The sequence below is a fragment of the Janthinobacterium sp. GW821-FHT03C10 genome (assembly GCF_059420865.1).
Genome location: NZ_JBWKUN010000001.1, coordinates 329,996 through 351,261, shown reverse-complemented (window position 1 = coordinate 351,261; position 21,266 = coordinate 329,996). Strand labels below are relative to the sequence as shown.

Annotated in this window: 22 protein-coding genes; 11 read left to right on the top strand and 11 right to left on the bottom strand. The window is 62.8% G+C overall.

The window, feature by feature from the left end; genetic code table 11:
* Positions 1-213: 213 nt before the first annotated feature.
* The 3 genes from AC07VH_RS01310 (at position 214) to AC07VH_RS01300 (ending at position 1,802) form a co-directional block, all read left to right on the top strand.
* Entirely contained in the window at positions 214-426 is a 213-nt protein-coding gene (locus AC07VH_RS01310; RefSeq protein ID WP_034751103.1) for a hypothetical protein, read from the top strand.
* A 109-nt stretch (positions 427-535) separates the two neighbouring features.
* Positions 536-1,243: a hypothetical protein gene (locus tag AC07VH_RS01305; protein ID WP_489627529.1), complete on the top strand. Its 708-nt coding sequence runs from the start codon at positions 536-538 to the stop codon at positions 1,241-1,243.
* A gap of 85 nt (positions 1,244-1,328) precedes the next feature.
* Complete coding sequence (locus AC07VH_RS01300; RefSeq protein WP_475414489.1) at positions 1,329-1,802, top strand: DUF6328 family protein; 474 nt, start codon at positions 1,329-1,331, stop codon at positions 1,800-1,802.
* Between the two features lie 39 nt (positions 1,803-1,841).
* Here the strand turns inward: AC07VH_RS01300 and AC07VH_RS01295 are convergent, their stop codons facing one another.
* The gene (locus AC07VH_RS01295; RefSeq protein WP_494786503.1) at positions 1,842-2,099 is read right to left on the bottom strand and encodes a hypothetical protein; all 258 of its coding nucleotides are present in this window, start codon (positions 2,097-2,099) and stop codon (positions 1,842-1,844) included.
* On the opposite strand from AC07VH_RS01295, the gene AC07VH_RS01290 reads away from it, so the two are divergent.
* A complete protein-coding gene (locus AC07VH_RS01290; protein ID WP_494786502.1) occupies positions 2,088-4,295 on the top strand; it encodes a hypothetical protein in 2,208 nt (735 codons plus the stop codon). The two genes, AC07VH_RS01295 and AC07VH_RS01290, sit on opposite strands and share 12 nt — an antisense overlap.
* Positions 4,296-4,322: 27 nt before the next feature.
* Here AC07VH_RS01290 and AC07VH_RS01285 read toward each other — a convergent pair whose 3' ends face one another.
* Positions 4,323-5,225 (bottom strand): LysR family transcriptional regulator, encoded by a 903-nt coding sequence (locus AC07VH_RS01285; RefSeq protein ID WP_489627531.1) that lies wholly within the window; start codon positions 5,223-5,225, stop codon positions 4,323-4,325.
* A 103-nt stretch (positions 5,226-5,328) separates the two neighbouring features.
* Between AC07VH_RS01285 and AC07VH_RS01280 the strand changes: the two genes are divergently transcribed.
* The 5 genes from AC07VH_RS01280 (at position 5,329) to AC07VH_RS01260 (ending at position 10,037) form a co-directional block, all read left to right on the top strand.
* Entirely contained in the window at positions 5,329-6,345 is a 1,017-nt protein-coding gene (locus tag AC07VH_RS01280) for an aldo/keto reductase (RefSeq protein ID WP_494786501.1), read from the top strand.
* 19 nt (positions 6,346-6,364) lie between these two features.
* Complete coding sequence (locus AC07VH_RS01275) at positions 6,365-6,781, top strand: SRPBCC family protein (protein ID WP_494786500.1); 417 nt, start codon at positions 6,365-6,367, stop codon at positions 6,779-6,781.
* Positions 6,782-7,076: 295 nt separating this feature from the next.
* Positions 7,077-8,294 (top strand): MFS transporter, encoded by a 1,218-nt coding sequence (locus AC07VH_RS01270; RefSeq protein WP_083287090.1) that lies wholly within the window; start codon positions 7,077-7,079, stop codon positions 8,292-8,294.
* Between the two features lie 166 nt (positions 8,295-8,460).
* On the top strand, positions 8,461-9,201 hold the full coding sequence (locus AC07VH_RS01265; protein ID WP_494786499.1) for a HipA family kinase: 741 nt from the start codon (positions 8,461-8,463) through the stop codon (positions 9,199-9,201).
* Positions 9,198-10,037, top strand: coding sequence for a DUF3037 domain-containing protein (locus AC07VH_RS01260; RefSeq protein ID WP_494786498.1), 840 nt, complete (start codon positions 9,198-9,200; stop codon positions 10,035-10,037). The genes AC07VH_RS01265 and AC07VH_RS01260 overlap by 4 nt, the downstream gene beginning before the upstream one ends.
* A gap of 98 nt (positions 10,038-10,135) precedes the next feature.
* Here the strand turns inward: AC07VH_RS01260 and AC07VH_RS01255 are convergent, their stop codons facing one another.
* The 5 genes from AC07VH_RS01255 to AC07VH_RS01235 form a co-directional block, all read right to left on the bottom strand.
* Positions 10,136-10,834 (bottom strand): aspartate/glutamate racemase family protein, encoded by a 699-nt coding sequence (locus tag AC07VH_RS01255; protein ID WP_475416806.1) that lies wholly within the window; start codon positions 10,832-10,834, stop codon positions 10,136-10,138.
* Positions 10,835-10,901: 67 nt separating this feature from the next.
* Positions 10,902-11,306 carry a hypothetical protein gene (locus AC07VH_RS01250; protein ID WP_475416805.1) on the bottom strand — a complete coding sequence of 135 codons (405 nt, stop codon included), beginning with the start codon at positions 11,304-11,306 and terminating at the stop codon, positions 10,902-10,904.
* Positions 11,307-11,320: 14 nt separating this feature from the next.
* Entirely contained in the window at positions 11,321-11,836 is a 516-nt protein-coding gene (locus AC07VH_RS01245) for a hypothetical protein (RefSeq protein WP_494786497.1), read from the bottom strand.
* Positions 11,837-11,860: 24 nt separating this feature from the next.
* Complete coding sequence (locus tag AC07VH_RS01240; RefSeq protein WP_494786496.1) at positions 11,861-13,396, bottom strand: hybrid sensor histidine kinase/response regulator; 1,536 nt, start codon at positions 13,394-13,396, stop codon at positions 11,861-11,863.
* A gap of 11 nt (positions 13,397-13,407) precedes the next feature.
* Positions 13,408-14,238, bottom strand: a complete 831-nt coding sequence (locus AC07VH_RS01235) for an alpha/beta fold hydrolase (protein ID WP_494786495.1) — start codon at positions 14,236-14,238, stop codon at positions 13,408-13,410.
* Positions 14,239-14,476: 238 nt separating this feature from the next.
* Between AC07VH_RS01235 and AC07VH_RS01230 the strand changes: the two genes are divergently transcribed.
* Positions 14,477-15,724: a PepSY-associated TM helix domain-containing protein gene (locus tag AC07VH_RS01230; RefSeq protein WP_494786494.1), complete on the top strand. Its 1,248-nt coding sequence runs from the start codon at positions 14,477-14,479 to the stop codon at positions 15,722-15,724.
* A gap of 352 nt (positions 15,725-16,076) precedes the next feature.
* On the top strand, positions 16,077-18,380 hold the full coding sequence (locus AC07VH_RS01225) for a TonB-dependent receptor (RefSeq protein ID WP_494786493.1): 2,304 nt from the start codon (positions 16,077-16,079) through the stop codon (positions 18,378-18,380).
* Between the two features lie 112 nt (positions 18,381-18,492).
* Here AC07VH_RS01225 and mdcH read toward each other — a convergent pair whose 3' ends face one another.
* The 4 genes from mdcH to madL are packed head-to-tail and all read right to left on the bottom strand — an operon-like array spanning position 18,493 to position 21,230.
* Positions 18,493-19,440 (bottom strand): malonate decarboxylase subunit epsilon, encoded by a 948-nt coding sequence (gene mdcH / locus AC07VH_RS01220; protein WP_494786492.1) that lies wholly within the window; start codon positions 19,438-19,440, stop codon positions 18,493-18,495.
* On the bottom strand, positions 19,437-20,045 hold the full coding sequence (locus tag AC07VH_RS01215; protein WP_494786491.1) for a malonate decarboxylase holo-ACP synthase: 609 nt from the start codon (positions 20,043-20,045) through the stop codon (positions 19,437-19,439). Before AC07VH_RS01215 ends, mdcH begins: the two co-directional genes overlap by 4 nt.
* Positions 20,045-20,809 carry a malonate transporter subunit MadM gene (madM, locus tag AC07VH_RS01210; RefSeq protein WP_494786490.1) on the bottom strand — a complete coding sequence of 255 codons (765 nt, stop codon included), beginning with the start codon at positions 20,807-20,809 and terminating at the stop codon, positions 20,045-20,047. The genes AC07VH_RS01215 and madM overlap by 1 nt, the downstream gene beginning before the upstream one ends.
* Positions 20,802-21,230: a malonate transporter subunit MadL gene (gene madL / locus AC07VH_RS01205; RefSeq protein WP_494786489.1), complete on the bottom strand. Its 429-nt coding sequence runs from the start codon at positions 21,228-21,230 to the stop codon at positions 20,802-20,804. Before madL ends, madM begins: the two co-directional genes overlap by 8 nt.
* Between the last annotated feature and the right edge of the window lie 36 nt (positions 21,231-21,266).

Here is a 21,266-nt window from a genome sequence, read left to right as displayed (position 1 = left end):
TAAGGCCGGCGCATAATCGCCGACACACATAACAATTATACTATATATAATTCAAATGCTATATTTGCAATTTAACAGGCGGAACAAAAACAGGCTCGGCCGCAGCCTCACCCACCTCCATCATATTTAGTTCGGCACAACATGCAAGCGTAAATTGACGATTTACAAAAACGTGTAGAATTAATTTTCCTACTTACTGAGGAGTATCAACACATGAACATCAATAAAGCGGTAGACAAGGCCTACGAAAAAAAGACGTTCAAGGAAATCGCCGATGCGCCCGTCGATGCGCTGCAAGGCGTGAGCGAGAAGGATGCGGAACTGCTCAAGCAAGCGTTCAATATCAAGACCGTGCGCGATCTGGCGAACCTGAAATACTCGAAGTGGGCGCGCGCCATCGTCACCCTGGCCGATACGGAAGAATAAACCGGGCCATGCCGCAGGCATTCCCGTCAGCACAGCCCGCCCCAGTCGGCGGGCTTTTTCATGCCGGCCCGCTAGCGGCTCGCAAGCCGCTAGCCGCGCGGAGGCGCCCTTGCCCACGCCGCTGACCCTGCCCGGCATCTGCTGGCCCCTGCAAGCGAGCACGGGCCACCTTGCCGTCACCACGCAGCACATCACCGGCCACTTTCGCGCCGGCGCGGGCGAAGACGCCATCATCGCGTGCGATCTGCTGCCAGCCGGAAAGTTTCGCAATGGCGCGGCGCGCCACTGGTGCCGCACGCACCAGTGCTACTGGGGCACGCAGGCGGACCTGGCCGAGCGGCAGGCGACGCGGCAGAAGCGTTGCCGCCAGCACGCCAGCCCCATGGGCTATGTGCTGTATCCGGAACTGTTCGACCCCGGCCGCTTTCACGCCACCACCTTGCGCCTGGGCCCCGATGGCTTGCTGCAACTGCGCGCCCGGGCCGATGACGGCGGCGCCCTGCTGGCGCGCGACGCGGCCGCGCTGGCCATCGATTGCCGCGCCCTGCCCGGCTTGTTCCCTGCCGACGTCGCGCAGCTGAATATCACGCCGCCCGCCGCGCAGGCGTTCGCCGCCGCCTTGCAGGCGGGCACCCCGCTCGGCTGCAGCGACTGCGCCCGCTGCGGCCATCCGCACCTGGACCTGGGCAGCTTCGCGCTGGCGCCGCACCGCCGCCACAGCTGCGGCCATTGCGGCCACGACGCCTCGCACAGCGCCACGGCCATCGTCTCGACGCCCCTGTGGCGCCTGCGCCAAGGCATCGCGCAATGCTTCTGAAGGTGCGCGCGCCCACAGTCGGCGCGGGTGCCTGCGCGTAGACTGGCACCACCACCACCACCACCACCACCACGAGGACCACGCCATGCCACACGCGCGACAGCAGCACGAGGATGACCAGCCGGGCGACGAAGGCGACCTGTCCGACCTGCTCAGCGAATTGCGCATCCTCTTGCCGGGCGCGCAGATGCTGACGGCCTTCCTCATCATCCTGCCCTTCAACGGCGGCTTCGCGAAGATCGTGCAGGCGGAAAAGATCGTCTTCCTGCTGACGTTTTTCCTGTCCATGACCAGCCTGGTGCTGCTCAGCGCGCCGGCCATCCAGCACCGCGTGATGCGTCCCCTGCAAGACCGCGAACGCTTCAAGCGCGTGGCCGACCGCATCATGATGTGCGGCGCCTTTTCCCTGGCGCTGGCGTTTATTCTGGGCACCAATCTGGTGATGTCGGAAGTCTTCGGCCACGTGGCCGGCATCGTCGCCAGCGTGCTGATGGGCACGCTGATCGTCTGCATGTGGTGGCTGCTGCCCCTGCACCTAAAGCGCAGCAGGAAAATATAGGCGGCGCCGGCTGACTAGCGAAAGCATAGCCATTTTAATTTACTGCATGACAATATTGCCCGTCAACGCGGCAATGCCCTCCCATTCCTTCGTCCAGTGGCGCCAGGGTGCCGGCCGCCGCATGCCGCTGCGCTGGCTTGCCGTCATCAAATGTTGCCTCTGCGCCCAGCCGCTCATGTTAGTCTGGATGCAATATTTTTCTTTTCCCAACAAGCGCTTGCGCCGCAATGGAAGGATGACAACTTGACTGCCGATCCCGACCAAATCAAGAGACAGCTTGCGCTGATGAACCTGCATGCGCAATCGACCAAGGAAAAAAAGCAGATCCAGATCATTGCGACGGCAACCCGCGAGATACAGACGACGTATGAGGATGCGCTGCGCACCTTGCACGACGAGAAATCAGGCGGCAAGGCCAGGAAGGATGCCAAGGACATCCTCGATGCCATCGACAAGAACCTGCCCGACATGGTCGATGCCATGCTGTCCGCGTCTGCCGCCTTCAAGGCCGGCGACCATATCAACGGCAGTGCCGCGCTGATGACTATCTGCGCTTCCGGCATGCAGATACTCGCCGGCTTCTCCGTCGCCGCCGGTCCGTATGGCGTGGCGTTTGCGGCGCTGTTTGGCCTCGTCGGCCAGCTCCTCACGTATTTCGGGGAAGAGCAGCCTTCCCTCAAGGACCAGATCATCGAGGCGATCAAGGGGCTGAACGCGGACGAAAAACTGCGCAATGCGCAAGAGCATGCCAATGTCGTCGACGAATATACGCGCACCGTGTATCGCATGCGAGCAGACCTGCCGCTCCTGTTGCAACTTCCCATGAAGACGGAAGAGGACCTCAGGACGTTCCACAAAGGTCTCGATACCTGCCTCGTTTCCATCAACAAGGCGCACGACAAGATTTCCCTGCTATACAGGAAGTGGGCGACCGCGGAATGGCTGAAGGACCCAAAAACCCAGGAACTGCCCCAATGGCCGGAAATCCTGGGCGTTTTCTGCCGTACCTACGCCGACTCCCTGCTCGCCAACATGGCCCTGGCATCCATGGCAAACCTTGCCGTGGTGAATCGGCGGCTGGACGACGCCTCGAGCAAGAACCCGGACTACACGAAGTTCCAGCACCAGTTCGACGCGATCTATGATCGTTTGATGATGCTCAGTGCCACCGTCGAGGCGATACCGAAGCTGTGGGACGACGGTAACGATCTGATCCTGCGGTTCATGCAGGCCGTCGAGCCGGTGGCACGCACGCGGGGACTGTTCGTCTACCTCGGCGCCAGTGAAAACAGTAACCTGAACAACAACTATAACAATAGAAACAGGAACAAGTCCGACCTCTACGCTGCCACGGGAGGCAAGGTCATGGAACCCGCTGACTGGACCCTGTTGCAAATGGGGCCCTACGACCGCGGCCACCGCTTCGCCATGAGCATTCCCGGAACATTCGCAGGCTCGCTGCAGGCCCGCTATCGCATCTTTTTTTGCCAGCACTGGGTATTGTCCGACAACGGAGACATGGAGCACGGCTGGGTAGACCCTGCCGCCGTCGACATTTCTGGCCGCGCAATGATTTCCCCGGATAAATTCCATGACGTCTGGGCCATCCCCTCCCCCAGGGAGCGCGATACCTCGTTCGTATATGCCGCACGCAATGATGGCAACAGTGGCGCCGTCAAACTGTTTGCGATCGGTGCCAACGACACCTTGAAGGAAATCGGCTGGAAAGCGACCACCAAATCCGGTATCGTCAATGTGCGCGCGCTTCACCACCCGCCCGCCACCTTGCCTGGCGATCCGCACGGGGACGCCATGCCGCCAGAGCTGCTGCAAGGCAAGGGCGAAGAGCATGCCATCCTGTATGGCGCGCTCGCCACGTCCGGCGACATCTATGTCGATTATCTAAACACACTGCGCTACGTGCCGTCTCCGTGGGGCAGCTATGGCGGCATCGATGTCGACCCGTACTTTCTCTGGGTTTTCGGGCCATGGGGCATGGCGTGCGCCACGCACGCCTCGGTGATCAGCTGCCTGCGCGGGCTGATCGACAAGCCACGATGGATGACGCACTCGCCCGATACGCTGATCGGCGACAGGGATACCCATGAGGACAACAAGTGGTGGGACAGGCAACGCAAGACCAGGACCTACCCGCCGCTGATCGGCATTCGATCGCTGTCCCCATGCAAGGATGGCACGCTGTTCGCCAGCATCCATCACCGTAGCGTGACGAAGAAGAGGAACGAAGACCATTGGCAGTTCGAAGTGCAGGATACGCCAGCGCTGTACACGGCCCGTTACAGCATCGATATCAAAAACGGACACCTGCATGTCGATTCCTGGAGCAAGCTGCCAGCCGAGCGGCAAGCGCAGCAAGTCCAGAAGCTGGCCATCCCCTGCTGGCCGCAGTTTGCGCGCCTGAAAGCGAGGCTGACGGATGTCCCCGTCATCGCCAAGGCTACGCCACGCGCTCCGCGGCCCGGCAGCGTCTGATGCCAGGCCAGTCAGGCGGGCGTCCCGTCAGGCCAGCGCGCCCGCCTGCTCCAGCAAGGTTGCGCGGAAAATTCCCACCAGCGGGCGCAGATTCACCTTGTGCCAGGCCAGCCACAAGGGCGTGCGATAGCTGAACCACGGCAACTCGCGCACGACGACGCCGGCCGGCGCGTGCTGGCGCAGGCTGTGCTGGATCATGGCCATGCCCAGGCCGGCCGCCACCAGGCCCAGCGCCGTCAGCGGTTCCGTCGCTTCCATGCGGATATCGGGCGTAAAACCGGCGCGCGCACAGGCGGCGATGAAATTATCGTGTTTCAACGCGCTTTCCTTGTGCAGCACGGCAATCCACTCCTGGCCCGCCAGGTCGGCCGGGGTCAGCTCGGCCTTGGCTGCCAGCGGGTGCGCCTGCGGCAAGGCCAGCAGCATGGGGTCGCTCAGCACTTGCGCGCAATCGAGGTCGGGGTCGTTCGGCAGCGGCGGTTCGCACAGCAGCGCAATATCAAGGCTGCGCTGGCGCAAGCCCTCGATCTGCTCGGCCGAATGCAGGTTATACAGGGCAACGTGCACTTGCGGCCGCGTGGCGCGCAAGGTGCGCAAGCCGTCGGGCAAGACGCCCGCATGCATGGCGTTCTCGATGTAGCCGATGCACAGGCCGCCCTCGTCGCCGCGCCCCAGGCGTTTTGCCAGCGCTTCCAGCCGGTTCCCGTGGGTAATAAAAGCGCGCGCTTCGGCCAGGAAGGTATGGCCGTCGCGCGTCAGGCGGATGCGCTGCGCGCTGCGCTCGAACAGGGTCAGGCCCAGCTTGTCTTCGAGCTGGGCGATCTGCCGGCTCAGCGGCGACTGGGAAATATGCAGGCGCTCGGCGGCCCGTCCCACGTGTTCTTCCTCGGCGACGGCGATGAAGTATTGCAATTGGCGCATGTCCAGCATATCAGACCTTTCAGGACTCAAGTTGATCAAATTATGTCTTGGACAGGCTTAACTTGTCCAGCTACTCTGTCTCCATTCACTCACTCATTGAAGGAAAAACACCATGACGATCAAACACTTACTGACAGGCAAACTGGGTTTCGGCACGGCGCCGCTGGGCAATATGTTCCGCAACATTCCCGAAGCAGAAGCGCTGGCCACCGTCGACGCGGCCTGGGAATCGGGCATCCGCTATTTCGACACGGCCCCGTTCTACGGCGCCGGCCTGGCCGAGCTGCGCCTGGGCGCGGCCCTGAAACAGCGCCGCCGCGACGATTACATATTGAGCACCAAGGTCGGGCGCCTCATCCTCGACGAGCTGGAAGACCCGGCTGCCCGCGCACTGGGCGAAAAAGGCGGCTTGTTCGAATTCGGCCGCAAGAACAAGATCGTCGACGACTATTCGGCCGACGCCACCCTGCGCTCGATCGAAGACAGCCTCAAGCGCCTGGATACGGACCGCCTCGACATCGTCTGGGTCCACGACATCGCGCAAGACTTCCATGGCGACAACTGGCTGGCGCAATTCGAGATTGCCCGCACGGGCGCCTTCCGCGTGCTGACCCGCTTGCGCGAAGAAGGCGTCATCAAGGCCTGGGGCGTGGGCGTGAACAAGGTGGAACCGCTGGAACTGACCCTGGATTTAAGCGAAGCGCAGCCCGATGCCTTCCTGCTGGCCGGGCGCTACACCCTGCTCGACCATGAACGGGCGCTGCAGCGGCTGATGCCGGCCGCGGCAAGCCAGAACGTCGACATCGTCGTCGGCGGCCCCTACAGCTCGGGCATCCTGGCCGGCGGCGCGCACTTCGAATACCAGAAAGCTTCGCCCGCCATTATCGCCAAAGTGGAAAAGATCAAGGCCATCGCCGCGCGCCATGGCGTCAGCGTGAAGGCGGCCGCCCTGCAGTTTTCATTGGCGAACCAGGCCGTGGCCGCCGTGATCCCCGGCGCCAGCCGTCCCGAGCGCCTGGCCGAAGACCTAGCAGCCTTGCACAGCGTCATCCCCGCCGCCTTCTGGCACGACATGCGCGCCGAACAGCTGGTGGCGGCCAACGCTCCGCTGCCAGCTGGCGCCAACTAATATAGACAAGGAACTTACCATGGCACACACCACCACCTCGATCGACATCGCCGCCACGCCGGAAAAGGTCTGGCAACTGATCGGCGGCTTCGACTCGCTGCCCGACTGGCTACCCTACATTCCCAGCAGCACCTTGAGCGACGGGGGCCGCATCCGCCACCTGGCCACCCCGGCAGGCGAGGTCATCGTCGAGCAGCTGGAAGCGTATGACAACACGGCGCGCAGCTACAGCTATTCGATTCTGCAGGCGCCGTTTCCCGCCACGGATTACCTGTCCACCCTGCAAGTTGAACCTCTGGCAGACGGCGCTGGGGCAAGGGTCACCTGGTCCGGCCGCTTCACGCCCGTGGGCGTGAGCGAGCAGGAAGTGACCGACTTGTTCCACGGCATCTATGTGGCGGGCCTGGAAGCGCTGCAGCAATCCTTGGCGAAGTAAGGCGCCAGGAAGACCATTTCTGCCACAGCCGGGTTTTCTTCGCCTGCCCTGTGGCGGAAACGCGCGCATTCCGTGTTATCGTTAACAACAAGAGCCATCGCTGTTGTGTGCAGTGCAGCAGATTTTAGCCATCGCCCAGCAGAGCTGGCCCGAATCTTTTACAATGTTGTCCTTGGGCAGTTGTTATAGCCCGAAAATACCGGCCAGCCGTCGACTCTGGTGGCGCATTGCCACTTCCGGCCGGGCCACAGCGCGCCTCTCCACCCTGTCACATCCTTACCCAACCAACAAGAATATGCACGCCTCCGTAGACCCATTGATTCCGCGCGTCACCGCGCCTTTTGGCGCTGGCTATGCCGACCTGGCCCTGGCCATCGGCGGCCTCGCCATCGGCACGGGCGAATTCGCCTCCATGAGCATCCTGCCCGTGGTGGCCGACGACCTGGGCACGACCCTGCCGCAGATGAGCCATATGATCAGCGCCTACGCGCTGGGCGTGGTCATCGGCGCGCCCCTGATCACGATCTTCCTGGCGCGCATGCCGCGCCGGCTGATGCTGATCTGCCTGATGCTGATGTTCGCTGGCGGCAACTTGCTCAGCGCCATCGCCCCCAACTACGGCTTGCTGGTCGTCGCCCGCTTCGTGGCCGGCATCCCGCATGGCGCGTATTTCGGCGTGGCAGCGCTGGTGGCGGCAGCCCTGGCCGAACCGGACCGGCGCGGCCAGGCCGTCGCCCGCGTGCTGATGGGCTTGACGGTGGCAAATATCTTCGGCGTGCCCCTGGCCACGTACATCGGCCAGACCCTGGGCTGGCGCTCGGCCTTTTTGCTGGTCGCCGCGCTGGGTTTATTGACCATGCTGATGGTGCGCATCTTCGTGCCGATGGTCGCCGCCGGCGATTCCAGCCCGCGCCGCGAACTGGGCGTGTTCCGCCGCCTGCAAGTGTGGCTGACCCTGTTGATGGTGGCGATCGGCTTCGGCGGCATGTTCGCCGTCTACACGTTTATTACGCCAACCCTGCTGGAAATCACGAAAGTCTCGCCCCTGGTCATCTCGATCCTGCTGGCCATCATCGGCGTGGGCATGACGGTGGGTAATTTGATCGGCGGCTGGCTGGCCGACCGCTCGCGCCTGTGGACGATCTTCGGCGTGCTGCTGTGGAACGTGGCTGCCCTGGCCGCGTTTACTTATACCAGCAGCAATGTCTGGTTGACGGCGATCAACCTGTTCGCCATCGGCGCCGGCATCGCCGTCGCCCCGGCCGTGCAGACGCGCCTGATGGACGTGGCCGGCGACGCGCAAACCGTAGCCGCCGCCCTCAACCATTCCGCCTTCAACATCGCCAACGCCCTGGGCGCCTGGGCCGGCGGCATCGCCATCGCCATGGGCATGGGCTTGCGCTCGACAGGCTGGGTGGGCGCCATGCTGGCCTGCGGCGGCATCGTCGTGCTCGGCATTTCCGTGCTGGTGGAAAACCGCAGCCGCAATGTGGGCGGTGTGCAGCCGGCTTGATGCTTGTGCATAGGTAGGATAATTTTCTCTGTATAGTTATCATTTCCTATATCATGAATATAGATCGGATCTCGCAACTCCTGCGCATCCGATTTCTTTACATGATGAAGCGTGCAGCCATGAACGAAGCAGTCATCGCCAGCTACAAATCTGAAAGCTGGCATCTGTGAATACAGCGACCATCTTCATTGACGAGGTTCTCGGACGGGCGCAGCAAGGCATAACCGAGCCATTTATTTGCCGAGGCGACGATGGAGCGATTTACTTTATCAAAGGCAAAGGGGCTGGCCGACGTAGCCAGATTTGCGAATGGGTTTCGGCGCAGCTGGCGACGGCATTTGGCCTTCCGATCGCAGAATATGCATTGGCAGAAGTGGCTGAGGAACTCATCGAGGCAAATGCATTTCCAGATATCAGCCAACTCGGTAGCGGGATAGTCTTTGCATCGAAAGAGCTTCCACATCCACAAGAGCTGACGGCGATCACACGAGACCTTGTGCCAGATCAACTGGCAAGCGATGTGTTGGTTTTCGACTGGTGGTTGCATAACGAAGATCGTCATTTAACCGCACGTGGCGGCAATCCTAACTTGCTTTGGGACATGCAGAGTTCAGAATTGGTGGTGATCGACCATAACCAAGCCTTTGACCGGTACTTCGACCCAGTCAACTTCCTGAAAACGCATGTGTTTTCGAGCAAGTGGAATGGCATTTTTAGCGACCATTTTCAACGCGAACACTACATAAGCAAGTTAGAGGCAATTTTGCCAAAATTGGCGGATATCCGTGCTAACATACCCGACTCTTGGTGGTATGTTGATGAGGGCGTCCCAGCAGACGTGACGTGGGATGAAATCGAAGCATGCCTGCAACGGTGCCGCCGAGAAGATTTTTGGAATACCCCATGAAAAAGTTCGCCTGCCAATATGCTCTTTTGCGGTTTCGCCCGTTTGTCGAAACCGGAGAGTTCGCCAACGTCGGTATTGCGCTGATCGCTCCCGAGGCGCGTTTCTTTGGCTTCCGCATACTGAAGCGGTATGGCCGTATCACGCAGTTCTTTCATCAGCTTGACCGTCAAATCTACCTGGATGGCCGCCAGCTTTTCAAAGAAGAGATGGATCGCTTCGCTCTCGAGCTTCGGCGCTTGGCATTGGATGGCAGAAAGACGCAGCCCGATGTAGTGCTCGCACGAAATCTATTTGCTGAAGTAGTTCGCCCACGAGAAGCGATGCTGCAGTTTGCCGATCAGCGCGTCGTCCTGGCGGAGGATCCCAAGGCCAAACTTCTGCAGCTATTTGATCATTATGTCGAACGCAACTTTGTCACCAAAGAATATCAAGAGCGTTTATTGGAAAACAATGTTCGCAAACTCCTCTTCAACGCGCAAGTCGGCGCACGATATCAACGCGAAAAGGTTGGCACGGACGATTTCGCCGTAAACTTCCCCTTTGTCGACATGGTTGAAGGCAAAGCTGAGCGAGTGATCAAGCCGCTTTATCTTGCCCAAGGCGATAGCACCAAGATCCTCACGCATGGCGGTCAATGGGTCGACAAAGTACGGCGCTTACGCAAACGTAATGCACTACCACCAAAAGTACTGTTCCCGGTGACTCAACCGGCAGCCAACACCAAGCCTTATCATGCATTCCAAGAGATTAGGCAAGACTTGCTGGCTGAGAATGTACAGGTCGTGGCTGCGGACGATGAGCGTCAAATTCTCAAGTTCGCCACGGACAGAAGCTGACTATAACACCTGAGAATAGTAGCGACCTTGAAGATGGCGGTAGTCCGCGAGCGTGCAGGATTACCATGCATAAGGCGCAGAGAACGTTGCCAGGCATCCTACTCCTCAACGGCAAACGCCACCGCCGCCTCACAGTGAATCGCCGTGGTATTAAATAGCGGCAAGTCGACATCGCCGGGCTTGACCAGCAATGGAATCTCCGTGCAACCCAGGATCACGCCCTGCGCGCCTTGCCGCCGCAGTTTCCCGATGATCTCCAGGAAAATGTTCCGGCTGGCATCGGTAAAGACATTCTGCACCAGCTCCGTATAGATAATGTCGTGCAGGATTTCCTGGTCGGCCGCGTCGGGCGTCACCGTCGCGATGCCCTGCTGCTCCAGCGCATCGTGATAAAAGCGGCCCGCCATCGTTTGCTTGACGCCCAGCAAGCCGACCTTGCGCAGGCCCGACTGCTGTACCCGCTTCGCCGTTTCCTCGACGATGCTGATAAAAGGCAAGCCGATGCGTGGCACGACGGCCGGGGCGAAACGGTGGGCGCCGTTTGCGCACAGCAGGAAGAAATCCGCCCCCATGCCTTGCAGGCGTTGCCCCTCCTTGACCAGAAATTGTTCGATGGCGTGGGAATCGGCTTGCGCCGCATGCGCGACGAAATCGGCTTGGTCGATGCTGACCAGCATGATGCGCGCGCTATGCGCGGGACCGATGCACGCCACCAGCATTTCATTGAGCAGGCGGTAGTATTCCAGGGTGGAAGCCCAGCCGATGCCGCCAAGTAAACCTATTGTCTTGTTTTGCACATCATTCCCAGCAAAAAGAATTGCGCAAATTATACGATAGCGATCACCCGCCATGAGTATGCCGACATTACGCGTCGATCCACGCAAACAGCGCCTTGCCCGGTGTGACGGATTGATGCCAGGCCGACTGCAGCTCCATGAGAAATCCCGCCAGGTCGAAGGGATTGATATCCGCACCCACCCAAGGAGCCGTCTTTGCCCACGCCACGGCGATATCCGACAAGTCGTCGGCCGCCATGCCCCCGATCGCCTGCCCTATGGCGTCCGTAAACACGTAAAGTTCCCGCCCCTGCATCGGCGCAGGCCGGAGCGCAGGCGCCGCCGAGCGGGTCAGCAACTGCGCCAGGGACGCGAAATCGAGCGCCCCCGGCAAGGTAATACCGGTGACGGGGAAGGCCTCAACCGCCTCCGTCCAGCTGGCGCATGCGCGCATGTCCGACGGGGAACACACAAAGAGATCGACTTTTTTCATATTATCTTCAAGCATCAGCCTACATCGTGCCCATTCGACGTCTCGCGGGAATATCGCTGCTCAAACTCGGCAGCACTACCGGCCTCGGACCACAAGCCCGCAACGTAATCGAACTCCCGCTCGAACGGCTGCTCAAAGTCGGACACGTCCGTCGCATACTCGCAATTGCGGCTCAGCATGACCAGCCAGTCGGGATAACCGAGCGCCGGGTACAGGCGGGTCAGGATGGCATCGAGCGACGACACGCTTTCCCGGCCCGCCAGGTAGGCGGCGCGCAGTTCGACGATATATTTACCGGCCAGAAACTGGTCACTGAGCCGCTGCGCGCCCCGGTAACGCTCGATGATCACGTCGGCCAGCGCCAGCACCTCATCAGGGCCACGGGCGCTGGCCAGCAGCACGACTTCCAGGTCATCGCCTTCCTGGTCCAGGCGCAGGCGTTCCACGGCCCATTCCACGCAACGGTCCGCCGGGGCGTAACCCATGCGCAGCTGGAAAACGGCGATTTCCAGTTCTGTCAGTTGTTCCATGTCTTTCATTTGCGAATGCCCTCCTCACTGCGCCTGCAGCATCTTTTGCAGCACCGCATCGAGCTCATAAAAATCCACGGGCTTGGTCAGGTGCAAGTCAAAGCCCGCATCGGAGGCCAGTTGGCGGTCCCTGTCCTGGCCCCAGCCCGTGACGGCCACGAGGATGGCATGCTGGCCGCAGGGTTCGCTGCGCAGCAGCCGCGCCACGTCGTAGCCGTTCATGTGCGGCAAGCCGATGTCGAGCAGGATCACGCGCGGCATAAAAGTTTGCGCCGCCGCCATGCCAGCCGCGCCATCGTAGGCCGTGCGCACTTCATAACCGAGGATGTCGAGCGCCAGCGCCAGGCTTTCGGCCGCGTCGGCGCTGTCGTCGATGACCAGCACCTTGCCCTCGCGCGTGCCGGCCAGCAGGCGGCGGTTGGGCTCGGGCGGCGCTTGCAGGGGCACGGCGGGCAGCGGCAGGCGCAGCTCGAACGTGCTGCCCTGCCCCACGCCGTCGCTGCGCGCGCTGATGCTGCCGCCATGCAATTCGGCCAGGCCACGCACGAGAGACAGGCCGATGCCCAGGCCACCCTGGGCGCGCGACAGGGCCGGCTCCAGCTGCGAAAACAGGTCGAACACGGTGTCCAGGTGTTCGGGCGCGATACCGATGCCCGAATCGCGCACGGTAACGTGCACTTCGTTTTCCGTGCAGGCGACGGCCAGCCAGATGGCGCCGTTGGCGGGCGTGTACTTGACGGCGTTGGTCAGCAGGTTGGCGATCATCTGCCCCAGGCGCGTGGCATCGGCGTCAAGCCAGATCGGCTGCGGCCATTGCTCCACGTGCACGCTGTGGCCCGACTGCGCCGCCAGCTCCGCCACGCTGTGCAGGGCCGCTTCCACCACGGGCGCCAGCTCCACGCTGGCGCGGCGCAATTCCAGGCGCCCCCGCGTGATGCGCGACACTTCCATCAGATCGTCGACCAGGTGCGTCATGTGCCCCACTTGCCGTCCCAGCACGTCGCGGGCCCAGCGCAGCTGCGGGTCGTCCAGCTGCGCCAGGCGCAACACTTCCAGCACGTTGCGGATCGGCGCCAGCGGATTGCGCAACTCGTGCGCCAGGGTCGCCAGGAACTCGTCCTTGCGCCGGTCGGCGGCCGCCAGTTGTTCGTTGAGCTCGCCTGCTTCCTTGCGCGCCAACTGCAGCTGCTGCTCGTATTTGCGGCGGTCGCTGGCGACAAAGACGGCGATCTCGTCATAACGCACGCCCTCGTGCACGCGCCGCACGGCGTTGAACAGCATGGGGATGGATTGCCCGTGGCGCTGGCGCATGTCGAGCAGGATTTCCGACACGCTGCCCTGCACCTGCATCAGTGGCAGCCAGTGCGTCTGGTGGAACACGCGCCCGCCGATGGTCAGCAAATCCTGCAGTTTCTTTTTCCCGAGCAATTCCCCGGCGCCATAACCGAGCCAGCCGCAAAAGGTGGCGTTCGCCTGCACGATGGTGCCGTCGGCCGTGCACAGCAGCAAGCCGCAGGCCGCGTGCTGGAACAAGGTACTGGTATCAGGCAAGGAAGGCATCGTGTCCCGCATTACAGGTGCAGGCCGTCGAGAAAGTGGCGGATGGCGCGGTAGCTGGCATCGGGCACGCTCATGTGCGGGCAATGGCCCACGTTCTCGACCACGTGCAGGCTGCTGTGCGGCAGCATTTCCCGCAAGTACTCGCCCACGGGCGGCGGCGCGATGAAGTCGTCGCTGCATTGCACGATCAGGGCCGGCGTGCGGTTGTGCGGCAAGATGGCGCGATGATCGGACAAAAACGTCGCTTGCGCGAAATGCCGGGTGATGGCCGGATCGGTGCGGCAAAAGCTGCTTGTCAGGTCCTCGCCCAGCGCCGGCTGGCCGGGCGCGCCCATGATGGCCGGCGCCATGCCGGCGGACCAGCCCAGGTAATTGCTGTCCATGGCATCGAGCAAGTCATCGATATCGGCACGGCTGAAGCCGCCCCGATAGCCGGCCGCCGCATCGTCGACATAGCACGGCGACGGCGCCAGCATGACTTGCGCGGCGAACAGCTCCGGCTCGGCGATGCTGGCCAGCAAGGCGCTCATGGCGCTGACGGAATGGCCCACGCAAATGACGGGGCCGCCGCCGACGGCATGGATGATCTGGCGCAGATCGGCGCCATGCGCGTCGAGCCGCGCATAGCGATCGAAATCATAGGCGCCCAGGTCCGAAGCGCCGCTGCCGACCAGGTCGAACAGCACCGTGCGGTAGCGGGGACGGAACAGCGGCTCCAGGTAGCGCCACATGGTCTGGTCGCAGCCAAAACCGTGCATGAATACCATGGTGGCTGCCACGCCCGCCTGCGGCGCACCGCTGCGTTCGCTTACGCGGACATTGTTCCGTTCTTCTATACGCATGCCGCTTCAGCCTTGGACATTTCCATGTGGAATGTAAATTAATTTATTGCTAGCATCTTAGCATGCGCAATTTAGTCCTGACCAACACCATTGGCGCTGGACAAACGCCGCGCCCCATTGGATAATGAGAACGATTCCCATTATCAAACTACCAGGCGTGTGCCTGGCGTTTTCCTGTGCGCCGCTCTGGCGCCCGCTGGCGGCAACAAGCCGGTTTCATGTTGAAGGTTTGTACCGCATGCGCGCTTTCTGGACTGTCATACACCGCTGGGCCGGTCTCACCATCGCCCTCTTCCTCATCGTTGCGGGACTCACGGGCGCCGTCACCTCGTGGGACCATGAACTCGATGAATGGCTCAATGCCGACATCATGGACACCCCGGGCCGCGGCCCCCTGCAGGCGCCATTCGCGCTGGCGCGCAAGGTGGCGACCGCCGACCCGCGCGTGGAAGTCAATTACATGACCCTGGGCCTGGAAGAAGGCCATGCGGCCGCCTTCATGGTGCGCCCGCTGACCGATCCGGCCACAGGTAAACCGTTCGTGCTCAGCTACAACACCGTCTACATCGACCCCGTCACGGCGCAGATCACGGGCACGCGCGATTCGACGGCCATTTCCCTGTCGCGCCGCAGCCTGATGCCGTTCTTGCGCCATCTGCACTACAGCCTGCACGTGCCCGCCTTCTGGGGCACGGACCGCTGGGGCTACTGGCTGATGGGGAGCGTGGCACTCATCTGGCTGCTCGACAGCATGGTGGCGTTATATCTGACCACGCCGCGCCGTTTGCGCCAGCGCGCGCCGGACGAGGCGCCGCGCCACCGCGACGTCTCCAGCTGGTGGCAACGCTGGAAACCGTCGTGGGTGGTGCGCTGGGCGGCCGGCGGCTACAAGCTCAATTTCGATCTGCACCGCGCGGGCGGCCTGTGGGTGTGGGGCATCATTATCGTCGTCGCGTTCACGTCGTTCTCGCTGAACCTGTACCGCGAAGTGTTTTACCCCGTCATGTCGCTCGTGTCGACCACCACGCCGGGACCATACGAAACGCAGACGCCGGCGCCGTACGGCAGCTACATCACGCCCGTCATCGGCTTCGAGCAGGCGGTGGACATTGCGAAAAAGCAGGCCGTGCAGCGCGGCATCACGGCGCCCATCGGAGGCATTTATTACGGCGGCAATTATTCGTTCTACAACGTCTCGTTCTTCGACCCGGCCGACGAGTTCGGCGCGGCCGGCATGGGCTTGTCGAACCTGTACGTCGACGGCATGGACGGCAGCATCATCGGCCAGCACAAACCGTGGGAAGGCACGGCCGCCGACGTCTTCGTGCAACTGCAATTCCCCCTGCACTCGGGCCGCATCCTTGGCTTGCCGGGACGCATACTGATGTCCTGCATGGGGCTGATGGTCGCCATGCTGTCGGTGACTGGCATCGTCATCTGGGAAAGAAAGCGCCGCGCGCGCCGGCTGCAGGCGAAAAGCCGCTGACACTCACTTCAAGTAGCCACTTCATAAGGGCGCAGGCGGACTGACTCAGCCTGCGCCGCACGCATTGCCACCGGCACGATCATGCGCCATGTGCAACGCGCAACGCGTAACACCCTCGCACCTCCTCACTTTGCACCACAGTCGCCGGCACATGCCGGCTGTCCGCGCTGCGCGCTTGCCGTGCGCCAGCCATCCCAAACCCTCAAATGCAATTTACTTGCAATAGAATGGGGCGCCAGCTATTATTGCAACTCGATTGCATCTATACCATCGCGCTGCGCCTGCATCCCGCGCCAGCCCCCATTCCGTCTTTTTAGAGAGTCCTATGCGCCATCACGTATTCGCAGCTGCCATGCTGTCCACCGCCCCGCTCGCCTATGCGGCAGACGACGTCACCCTGCAAACCATCAAGGTCCGGGCAGACAAGCCGGCAAGCGTCGACAGCGTCGTTCTGGTCGAGAATACGCAAGCCCAGAACAGGACGCTGGGAGGCATGCTCGAGCATGTCTCGGGCGTGCAAAGCAGCGCCTTCGGGCCGAATGCGGGCGCACCGGTGATCCGCAGCCTGAGCGGCAGCCGCGTGCAGATCCTGGAAGACGGCCAGTCCATCCTCGGCATGAATGCGCTCAGCGGCGACATCAACATCCCGTTCGATCCCCTGTTTGCGCGCAGCGTCACCGTCAACAAATCGTCCGATAGCGTGCGTTTTGGCGGCAATGCGATCGGCGGCAGCGTCGACGTCGATTCGGGCCTCGTTTCCCGCAAGATGGAGAGCACGCGGAAGGATGTGGAACTGGTGCTGCGCAAGGGCTTCAACGATGCGAACGCGCAAGGCTTGCGCGCGAACTTCAACGACGGGCAGCGCTTTTCGACGAATCTGCAGCTGTCATTCCAGAAGATCGGGCATTACGATATTCCCGGCAACAGCAAGGCAGGCGTGTGCAACAGCCAGCTGTTCCCTGTGAAAGGCGGCGTGAATACGTTCTTAGCCGACAGTTGCCAGAAAGAAGCGCGGATCCAGCAGGTCTACAACAAGGCGTCGCAGCCGTTTATCGACCAGTTCATGAAGGAAAATCCGGACTGGGCGGACGGCGATTTTTCCTTCTATACCAATCAGCCGACCTCCGTCTGGCAGCGCAAGACCTACGTCAACCCGGCCAATCCCGCCTACGTGCCGGGCACGCCATCGATGACCCAGAAAAAGATCAACAAGGACGTCACCCCCGATTACCACGGCACCCTGGGCAACAGCCACGCCAGCAATGCCCACTTTGGCGTCGGCAGCACCTACTTTTTCGATCGCGGCTACGTGGCCGTCAGCCTCGATTCCAAGGAAAGCGAATATGGCGTGCCGGGCTTTTCCATGGAAAACAAGTCGTTCGGCGCGAACTATGACGAGGGGCTGCCCGTCGGCGTGATCATCAAGCAGGATAAATATGCGCTGGAAGCCCATCTGCGCGACCCCGTCGCTTACATTGAAAGCGCACAACTGCGCGTGTCCCGCTTGAACAATACGTCGGGAGAACGCCTCGGTGCGGCCAAGGCGAATGACTACCGGTTTGACACGAATCAAGCCGAGCTCCTGCTGGCGCAGCGGCGCGCGGGCCCCTTGAGCGGCTTGCTTGGCCTGAGCCACAAAGCCAGGGATATAAGCGGTGCCGGGCCGCAGCTTTACCTGCCCGATGCGAGCACGCTCAGCCGCGCCCTGTTCGTCAAGCAAAACCTGGAATTCGACTGGGCCACCTTCGATGCCGGCTTTCGCCATGAAAACGTGGAGCACGACATCCGCAAGAGCGGATTCAAGACGTCGCGGAATGCAAGCAACTCCACACTCGAGGACAAGTCGTTCAGCCTGAACAGCTATAGCCTGGGCGCTTCAAGCAAGCTTGGCCAGCTGTTCGGTGCAAAGCTGCGCTACTCGGCGTCGGAAAGAGCGCCCGACGTCAATGAGTTGTATGCGAGCAACCGCCACTATTCGATCATGACCCAGGAAGAAGGCAACCAGAAATTGAAGGCCGAGCGCGCACGCAATACCGAACTGACCGCCCTGTTCGCCAATCGCGGCTTCCAGCTGTCCGCGACGGGCTACGTCATGAAGTACGAGAACTATCTCTACCTTGGTCACTCGGGGGCCCAGATGGCGAATCGCCTGCCCCTGAAGTACTGGAAGCAGACGGATACGACGGTCAAGGGATTCGAGGTCGATGCCTCACAGACCGTTCAACTCGGCGCCTACGGCAAGCTGAACCTCTCCGCATTTGCCGACCTGGTCAAGAACAAGGCGGACAATCCCGACAAGCTGCGCGCGCACAATGACGGCGCCTACCTGCCCAACATGCCCACCAACCGCTACGGCGCCAATCTGCAGTGGGAAAACCAGGGTTGGAAGACGCGGTTGTCAGGCACCCGCTACGACAAGCAGAAGTACCTGGGCAAGAGCGTCAGCGAGGAAGTGCCGCTCGACGGCTACACCATGGTGAACTTCCAGGTAAGCCGCGCACTGCAGGTGCCGGATTCGCCGTTTGCCAGCGTCGAGGTGTTCATCAGCGGCAGCAACCTGCTCGACGCGGATGCCAGGCCGCACAATTCCCCGCTGAAATACATCGCGCCCTTGCCGGGCCGTGGCTTCCAAGTTGGCCTGAGCGCCAGGCTTTAAGAACACCTATCAAAACCTACTGCGCGTCGCGATTTGCGGTCTGCGATGCTCACTGTACCTTCGTACAGTTGCGCTTCTCCACCACAACTCACATCCGCTCGCTACGGTTGTGTTAGGCGTTGTAAGGCAAGGTGCCGCCCCGCTCCCTGGCCACCAGCGCCAGCAGGCTGTCGCCCCGGTTGCCGTCGCAGCAGACGGCCACGCCATCCGTGAAGTCGGGCGCCGTCAGGCGCGTCAGGACGCTGCCCGGCGGCATTTCCAGCGCCAGCCGCGCGCCCCGCTCCCACGCCAGGCGCGCGGTAGCGGCCCATTGCACGCGCTGGGCCATGTTGGCGGCCAGGCTGTCGCGGATGCGGGCCGGGTCGAACAGCGCGCGCGCCGCACTGCTGCTGAGGTAGACGAGCGACGGGCGGCGGACAAACACGCCCTCGAAGGCGGCGGCCATGTCGGCGGCGGCGCCTTCCAGCAGCGGACAATGCGACGGCACGCTGACGGCCAGGCGCTTGGCCTTACCGGCGCCATGCGCCATGGCCAGCGCCATCACGGCTTGCAGGGCGGGTTCGCTGCCGGCGATGGCGATCTGGCGCGGCGCATTCAGGTTGGCGATATACACGGGCGTGGCGGTGCCATGCACCCGGGCCAGCAAGGGTTCCAGCTGCGCCGGATCAAGCCCGATGATGGCAGCCATGCCGTAACCGGTGGGATACGCCTGCTCCATCAACTGTCCGCGCCGCGCCACCAGGCGCACGGCATCGCCGTAATCGAGCGCGCCGGCGACGACGGCCGCCGCATACTCGCCGATGGAAAAGCCGGCCACCATGTCGGGCAGCGCCCCGCGCGCGCGCAAGGAGCGCGCCATGCCCACGCCCGCGATCAGCAGACACAGTTGCACGGCCCGCGTCGACGCCAGCGCGCAAGCCGTGTCCAGCGTCAAGGGATCGCAGCCCAGCACTTCAGCCGCTTCGGCCAGGGTATCCGCCACCGCCGCGTCGCCGGGCAGCGCGTGCAGCATGCCCGGAGTCTGGGCGCCCTGGCCGGGAAAGGTAAACAACACGCTCATGCAAGCCCCCATGGCGTGGCCGTCAGCACGGGACCGCGATCCGTCTTCAGCAGGACCCGGCCCCGCCCCGCCGCCCACTCGGCATACGCAAAGCCGCCATGGCCCGTGTCGATCTGCAGGTCCAGCCGGCATGCCGTGACAGTCTCCGCGATGGCGCGCAGGGCCTCGGCCTGGGCGGCGTCCGGCGGCGCGGCAAGGCGCAGCACAAGATCGAGGTCGCTGTCGGCCCGCAGCACGGGCAAGCCGCTGGCCAGCGCGAAACCCACGCCGCCCGTCGGCCCCCAGGCCCAGCCCGTGGCGTCGAGCAGGGGCGCGACCTGCCGCAATGCGTCCAGCGCGGTGCAGGAGAAATCAGGCACTGGCGCGCAGGCCAGCATTTCCGGCGTCACGCGGCGCACGACGGCGGCCGCTTCCACTTCGCACGCCTGCCGCTCGCTGCGCAGCAGGCCGCGCACACCCACGGGAATGCGCCCGGGCCCGCAGCTGGCGCGCCGCACCACCAGCGGCGCGGCGGCCAGCCACCCGGTATCGGCCCAGGCAGGCATGGATGCGCCGTCCGGCAAGCCGGACACCCACAGCAAATCATGCGCGCGCCAGGCTTCCATCAGGCCACCACCGCCTTGACGGCAAAGAACAGCAGCGAAGGGCCCAGCAGACAGCCCAGGCCCGTGTGGAACGTGGCCACCAGCGCGCCATACGGCACCAGTTTGCGGTCGGTGGCGGCCAGGCCCGCCGATACGCCGCTGACGGTGCCGGCCAGGCCGCCGAAGACCATCGCCGAACGGGGCGTCTTCAGGCGCAGGGAGCGCGCCGCGACGGGTGTGCCCACCATCACGAGGATGGCCTTGATGAGGCCTGCCGCGATACTCAGGGCCATGACGTCCGAGCTGGCGCCGATGGCCGCGCCCGTGACGGGGCCGACGATGTAGGTGACGGCGCCGGCGCCGATGGTGGTCATGCTGACGGCGTCCGAATAGCCAAACGCGTAAGCGACGCCGGCGCCGACGAGAAACGGCAGCACCACGCCCAGCAGCAGCGCCACGAGGCCGATCAGGCCCGCCTTGCGCGCCTCGGTCGCCTGCACCTCGAAGGCGGTGGCGACGATGGCGAAGTCGCGCAGCATGGCGCCGCCCATCAGGCCGATGCCGCCGAACAGCGACAAATCGGCCAGGCCCTTGTGGCCGCCGCTATGCACGCCGCCCCAGTAAGCGAGCCCCAGGCCGATCACGATGGCGATGGCCGAGCCGTGCACGCGGCCGAAGGTCAGGTATTTCGACAGCGCCATCGATACGAGCATGATCAGGCCGACAAAGGCGAATGCCGTCACCAGGCCATTGTGGATGGCGGCTTTTTCAAAGATTTCAAGCATGACGGTGCTCCTTGACGAGAATCTGGTCCGAATCGGTAGCGGCGACCGCGGCCGGGTTTTCCATGCGCGCGGTTTCCATCCGGTTCATCAGCGAGATCACGGCGCCGCAGACGAGCACGGAAGCGATGGCGGCCAGCACGGCCACCGGCCCGCCGCGCAGCGCCGCAACCACGTCCTGCTGCGCCGCCATGGCCACCACCACGGGAATATACATGGCGCCCCAGTACTCGACGCCCCGCTCCGTCATCTGCGGCAGCCAGGATCGGCGCTGCATGTAGAGCCGGGCGCAGATCAGCAGCAGCATGGCGATGCCCACCCCACCCACGTTGGTCTTGACGCCCATCAGCTGCCCGAGCAGGTCGCCCAGGAAGATGCCGAGCAAATGGCACAGGGCCAGCAGTGCGGTTCCGTAAATGATCATGATTGTCTCCGTTATTGGAATAGGAATGACTTGGTG

Bases quoted from the DNA above. Each gene is read 5' to 3' on its own strand.
- AC07VH_RS01310 (WP_034751103.1), top strand. From the start codon at position 214: ATGAACATCAATAAAGCGGTAGACAAGGCCTACGAAAAAAAGACGTTC.
- AC07VH_RS01300 (WP_475414489.1), top strand. From the start codon at position 1,329: ATGCCACACGCGCGACAGCAGCACGAGGATGACCAGCCGGGCGACGAA.
- AC07VH_RS01290 (WP_494786502.1), top strand. From the start codon at position 2,088: ATGAACCTGCATGCGCAATCGACCAAGGAAAAAAAGCAGATCCAGATC.
- AC07VH_RS01295 (WP_494786503.1), bottom strand. From the start codon at position 2,099: ATGCAGGTTCATCAGCGCAAGCTGTCTCTTGATTTGGTCGGGATCGGC.
- AC07VH_RS01285 (WP_489627531.1), bottom strand. From the start codon at position 5,225: ATGCTGGACATGCGCCAATTGCAATACTTCATCGCCGTCGCCGAGGAA.
- AC07VH_RS01280 (WP_494786501.1), top strand. From the start codon at position 5,329: ATGACGATCAAACACTTACTGACAGGCAAACTGGGTTTCGGCACGGCG.
- AC07VH_RS01275 (WP_494786500.1), top strand. From the start codon at position 6,365: ATGGCACACACCACCACCTCGATCGACATCGCCGCCACGCCGGAAAAG.
- AC07VH_RS01270 (WP_083287090.1), top strand. From the start codon at position 7,077: ATGCACGCCTCCGTAGACCCATTGATTCCGCGCGTCACCGCGCCTTTT.
- AC07VH_RS01260 (WP_494786498.1), top strand. From the start codon at position 9,198: ATGAAAAAGTTCGCCTGCCAATATGCTCTTTTGCGGTTTCGCCCGTTT.
- AC07VH_RS01250 (WP_475416805.1), bottom strand. From the start codon at position 11,306: ATGAAAAAAGTCGATCTCTTTGTGTGTTCCCCGTCGGACATGCGCGCA.
- AC07VH_RS01245 (WP_494786497.1), bottom strand. From the start codon at position 11,836: ATGGAACAACTGACAGAACTGGAAATCGCCGTTTTCCAGCTGCGCATG.
- AC07VH_RS01240 (WP_494786496.1), bottom strand. From the start codon at position 13,396: ATGCCTTCCTTGCCTGATACCAGTACCTTGTTCCAGCACGCGGCCTGC.
- AC07VH_RS01235 (WP_494786495.1), bottom strand. From the start codon at position 14,238: ATGCGTATAGAAGAACGGAACAATGTCCGCGTAAGCGAACGCAGCGGT.
- AC07VH_RS01230 (WP_494786494.1), top strand. From the start codon at position 14,477: ATGCGCGCTTTCTGGACTGTCATACACCGCTGGGCCGGTCTCACCATC.
- AC07VH_RS01225 (WP_494786493.1), top strand. From the start codon at position 16,077: ATGCTGTCCACCGCCCCGCTCGCCTATGCGGCAGACGACGTCACCCTG.
- mdcH (WP_494786492.1), bottom strand. From the start codon at position 19,440: ATGAGCGTGTTGTTTACCTTTCCCGGCCAGGGCGCCCAGACTCCGGGC.
- AC07VH_RS01215 (WP_494786491.1), bottom strand. From the start codon at position 20,045: ATGGAAGCCTGGCGCGCGCATGATTTGCTGTGGGTGTCCGGCTTGCCG.
- madM (WP_494786490.1), bottom strand. From the start codon at position 20,809: ATGCTTGAAATCTTTGAAAAAGCCGCCATCCACAATGGCCTGGTGACG.
- madL (WP_494786489.1), bottom strand. From the start codon at position 21,230: ATGATCATTTACGGAACCGCACTGCTGGCCCTGTGCCATTTGCTCGGC.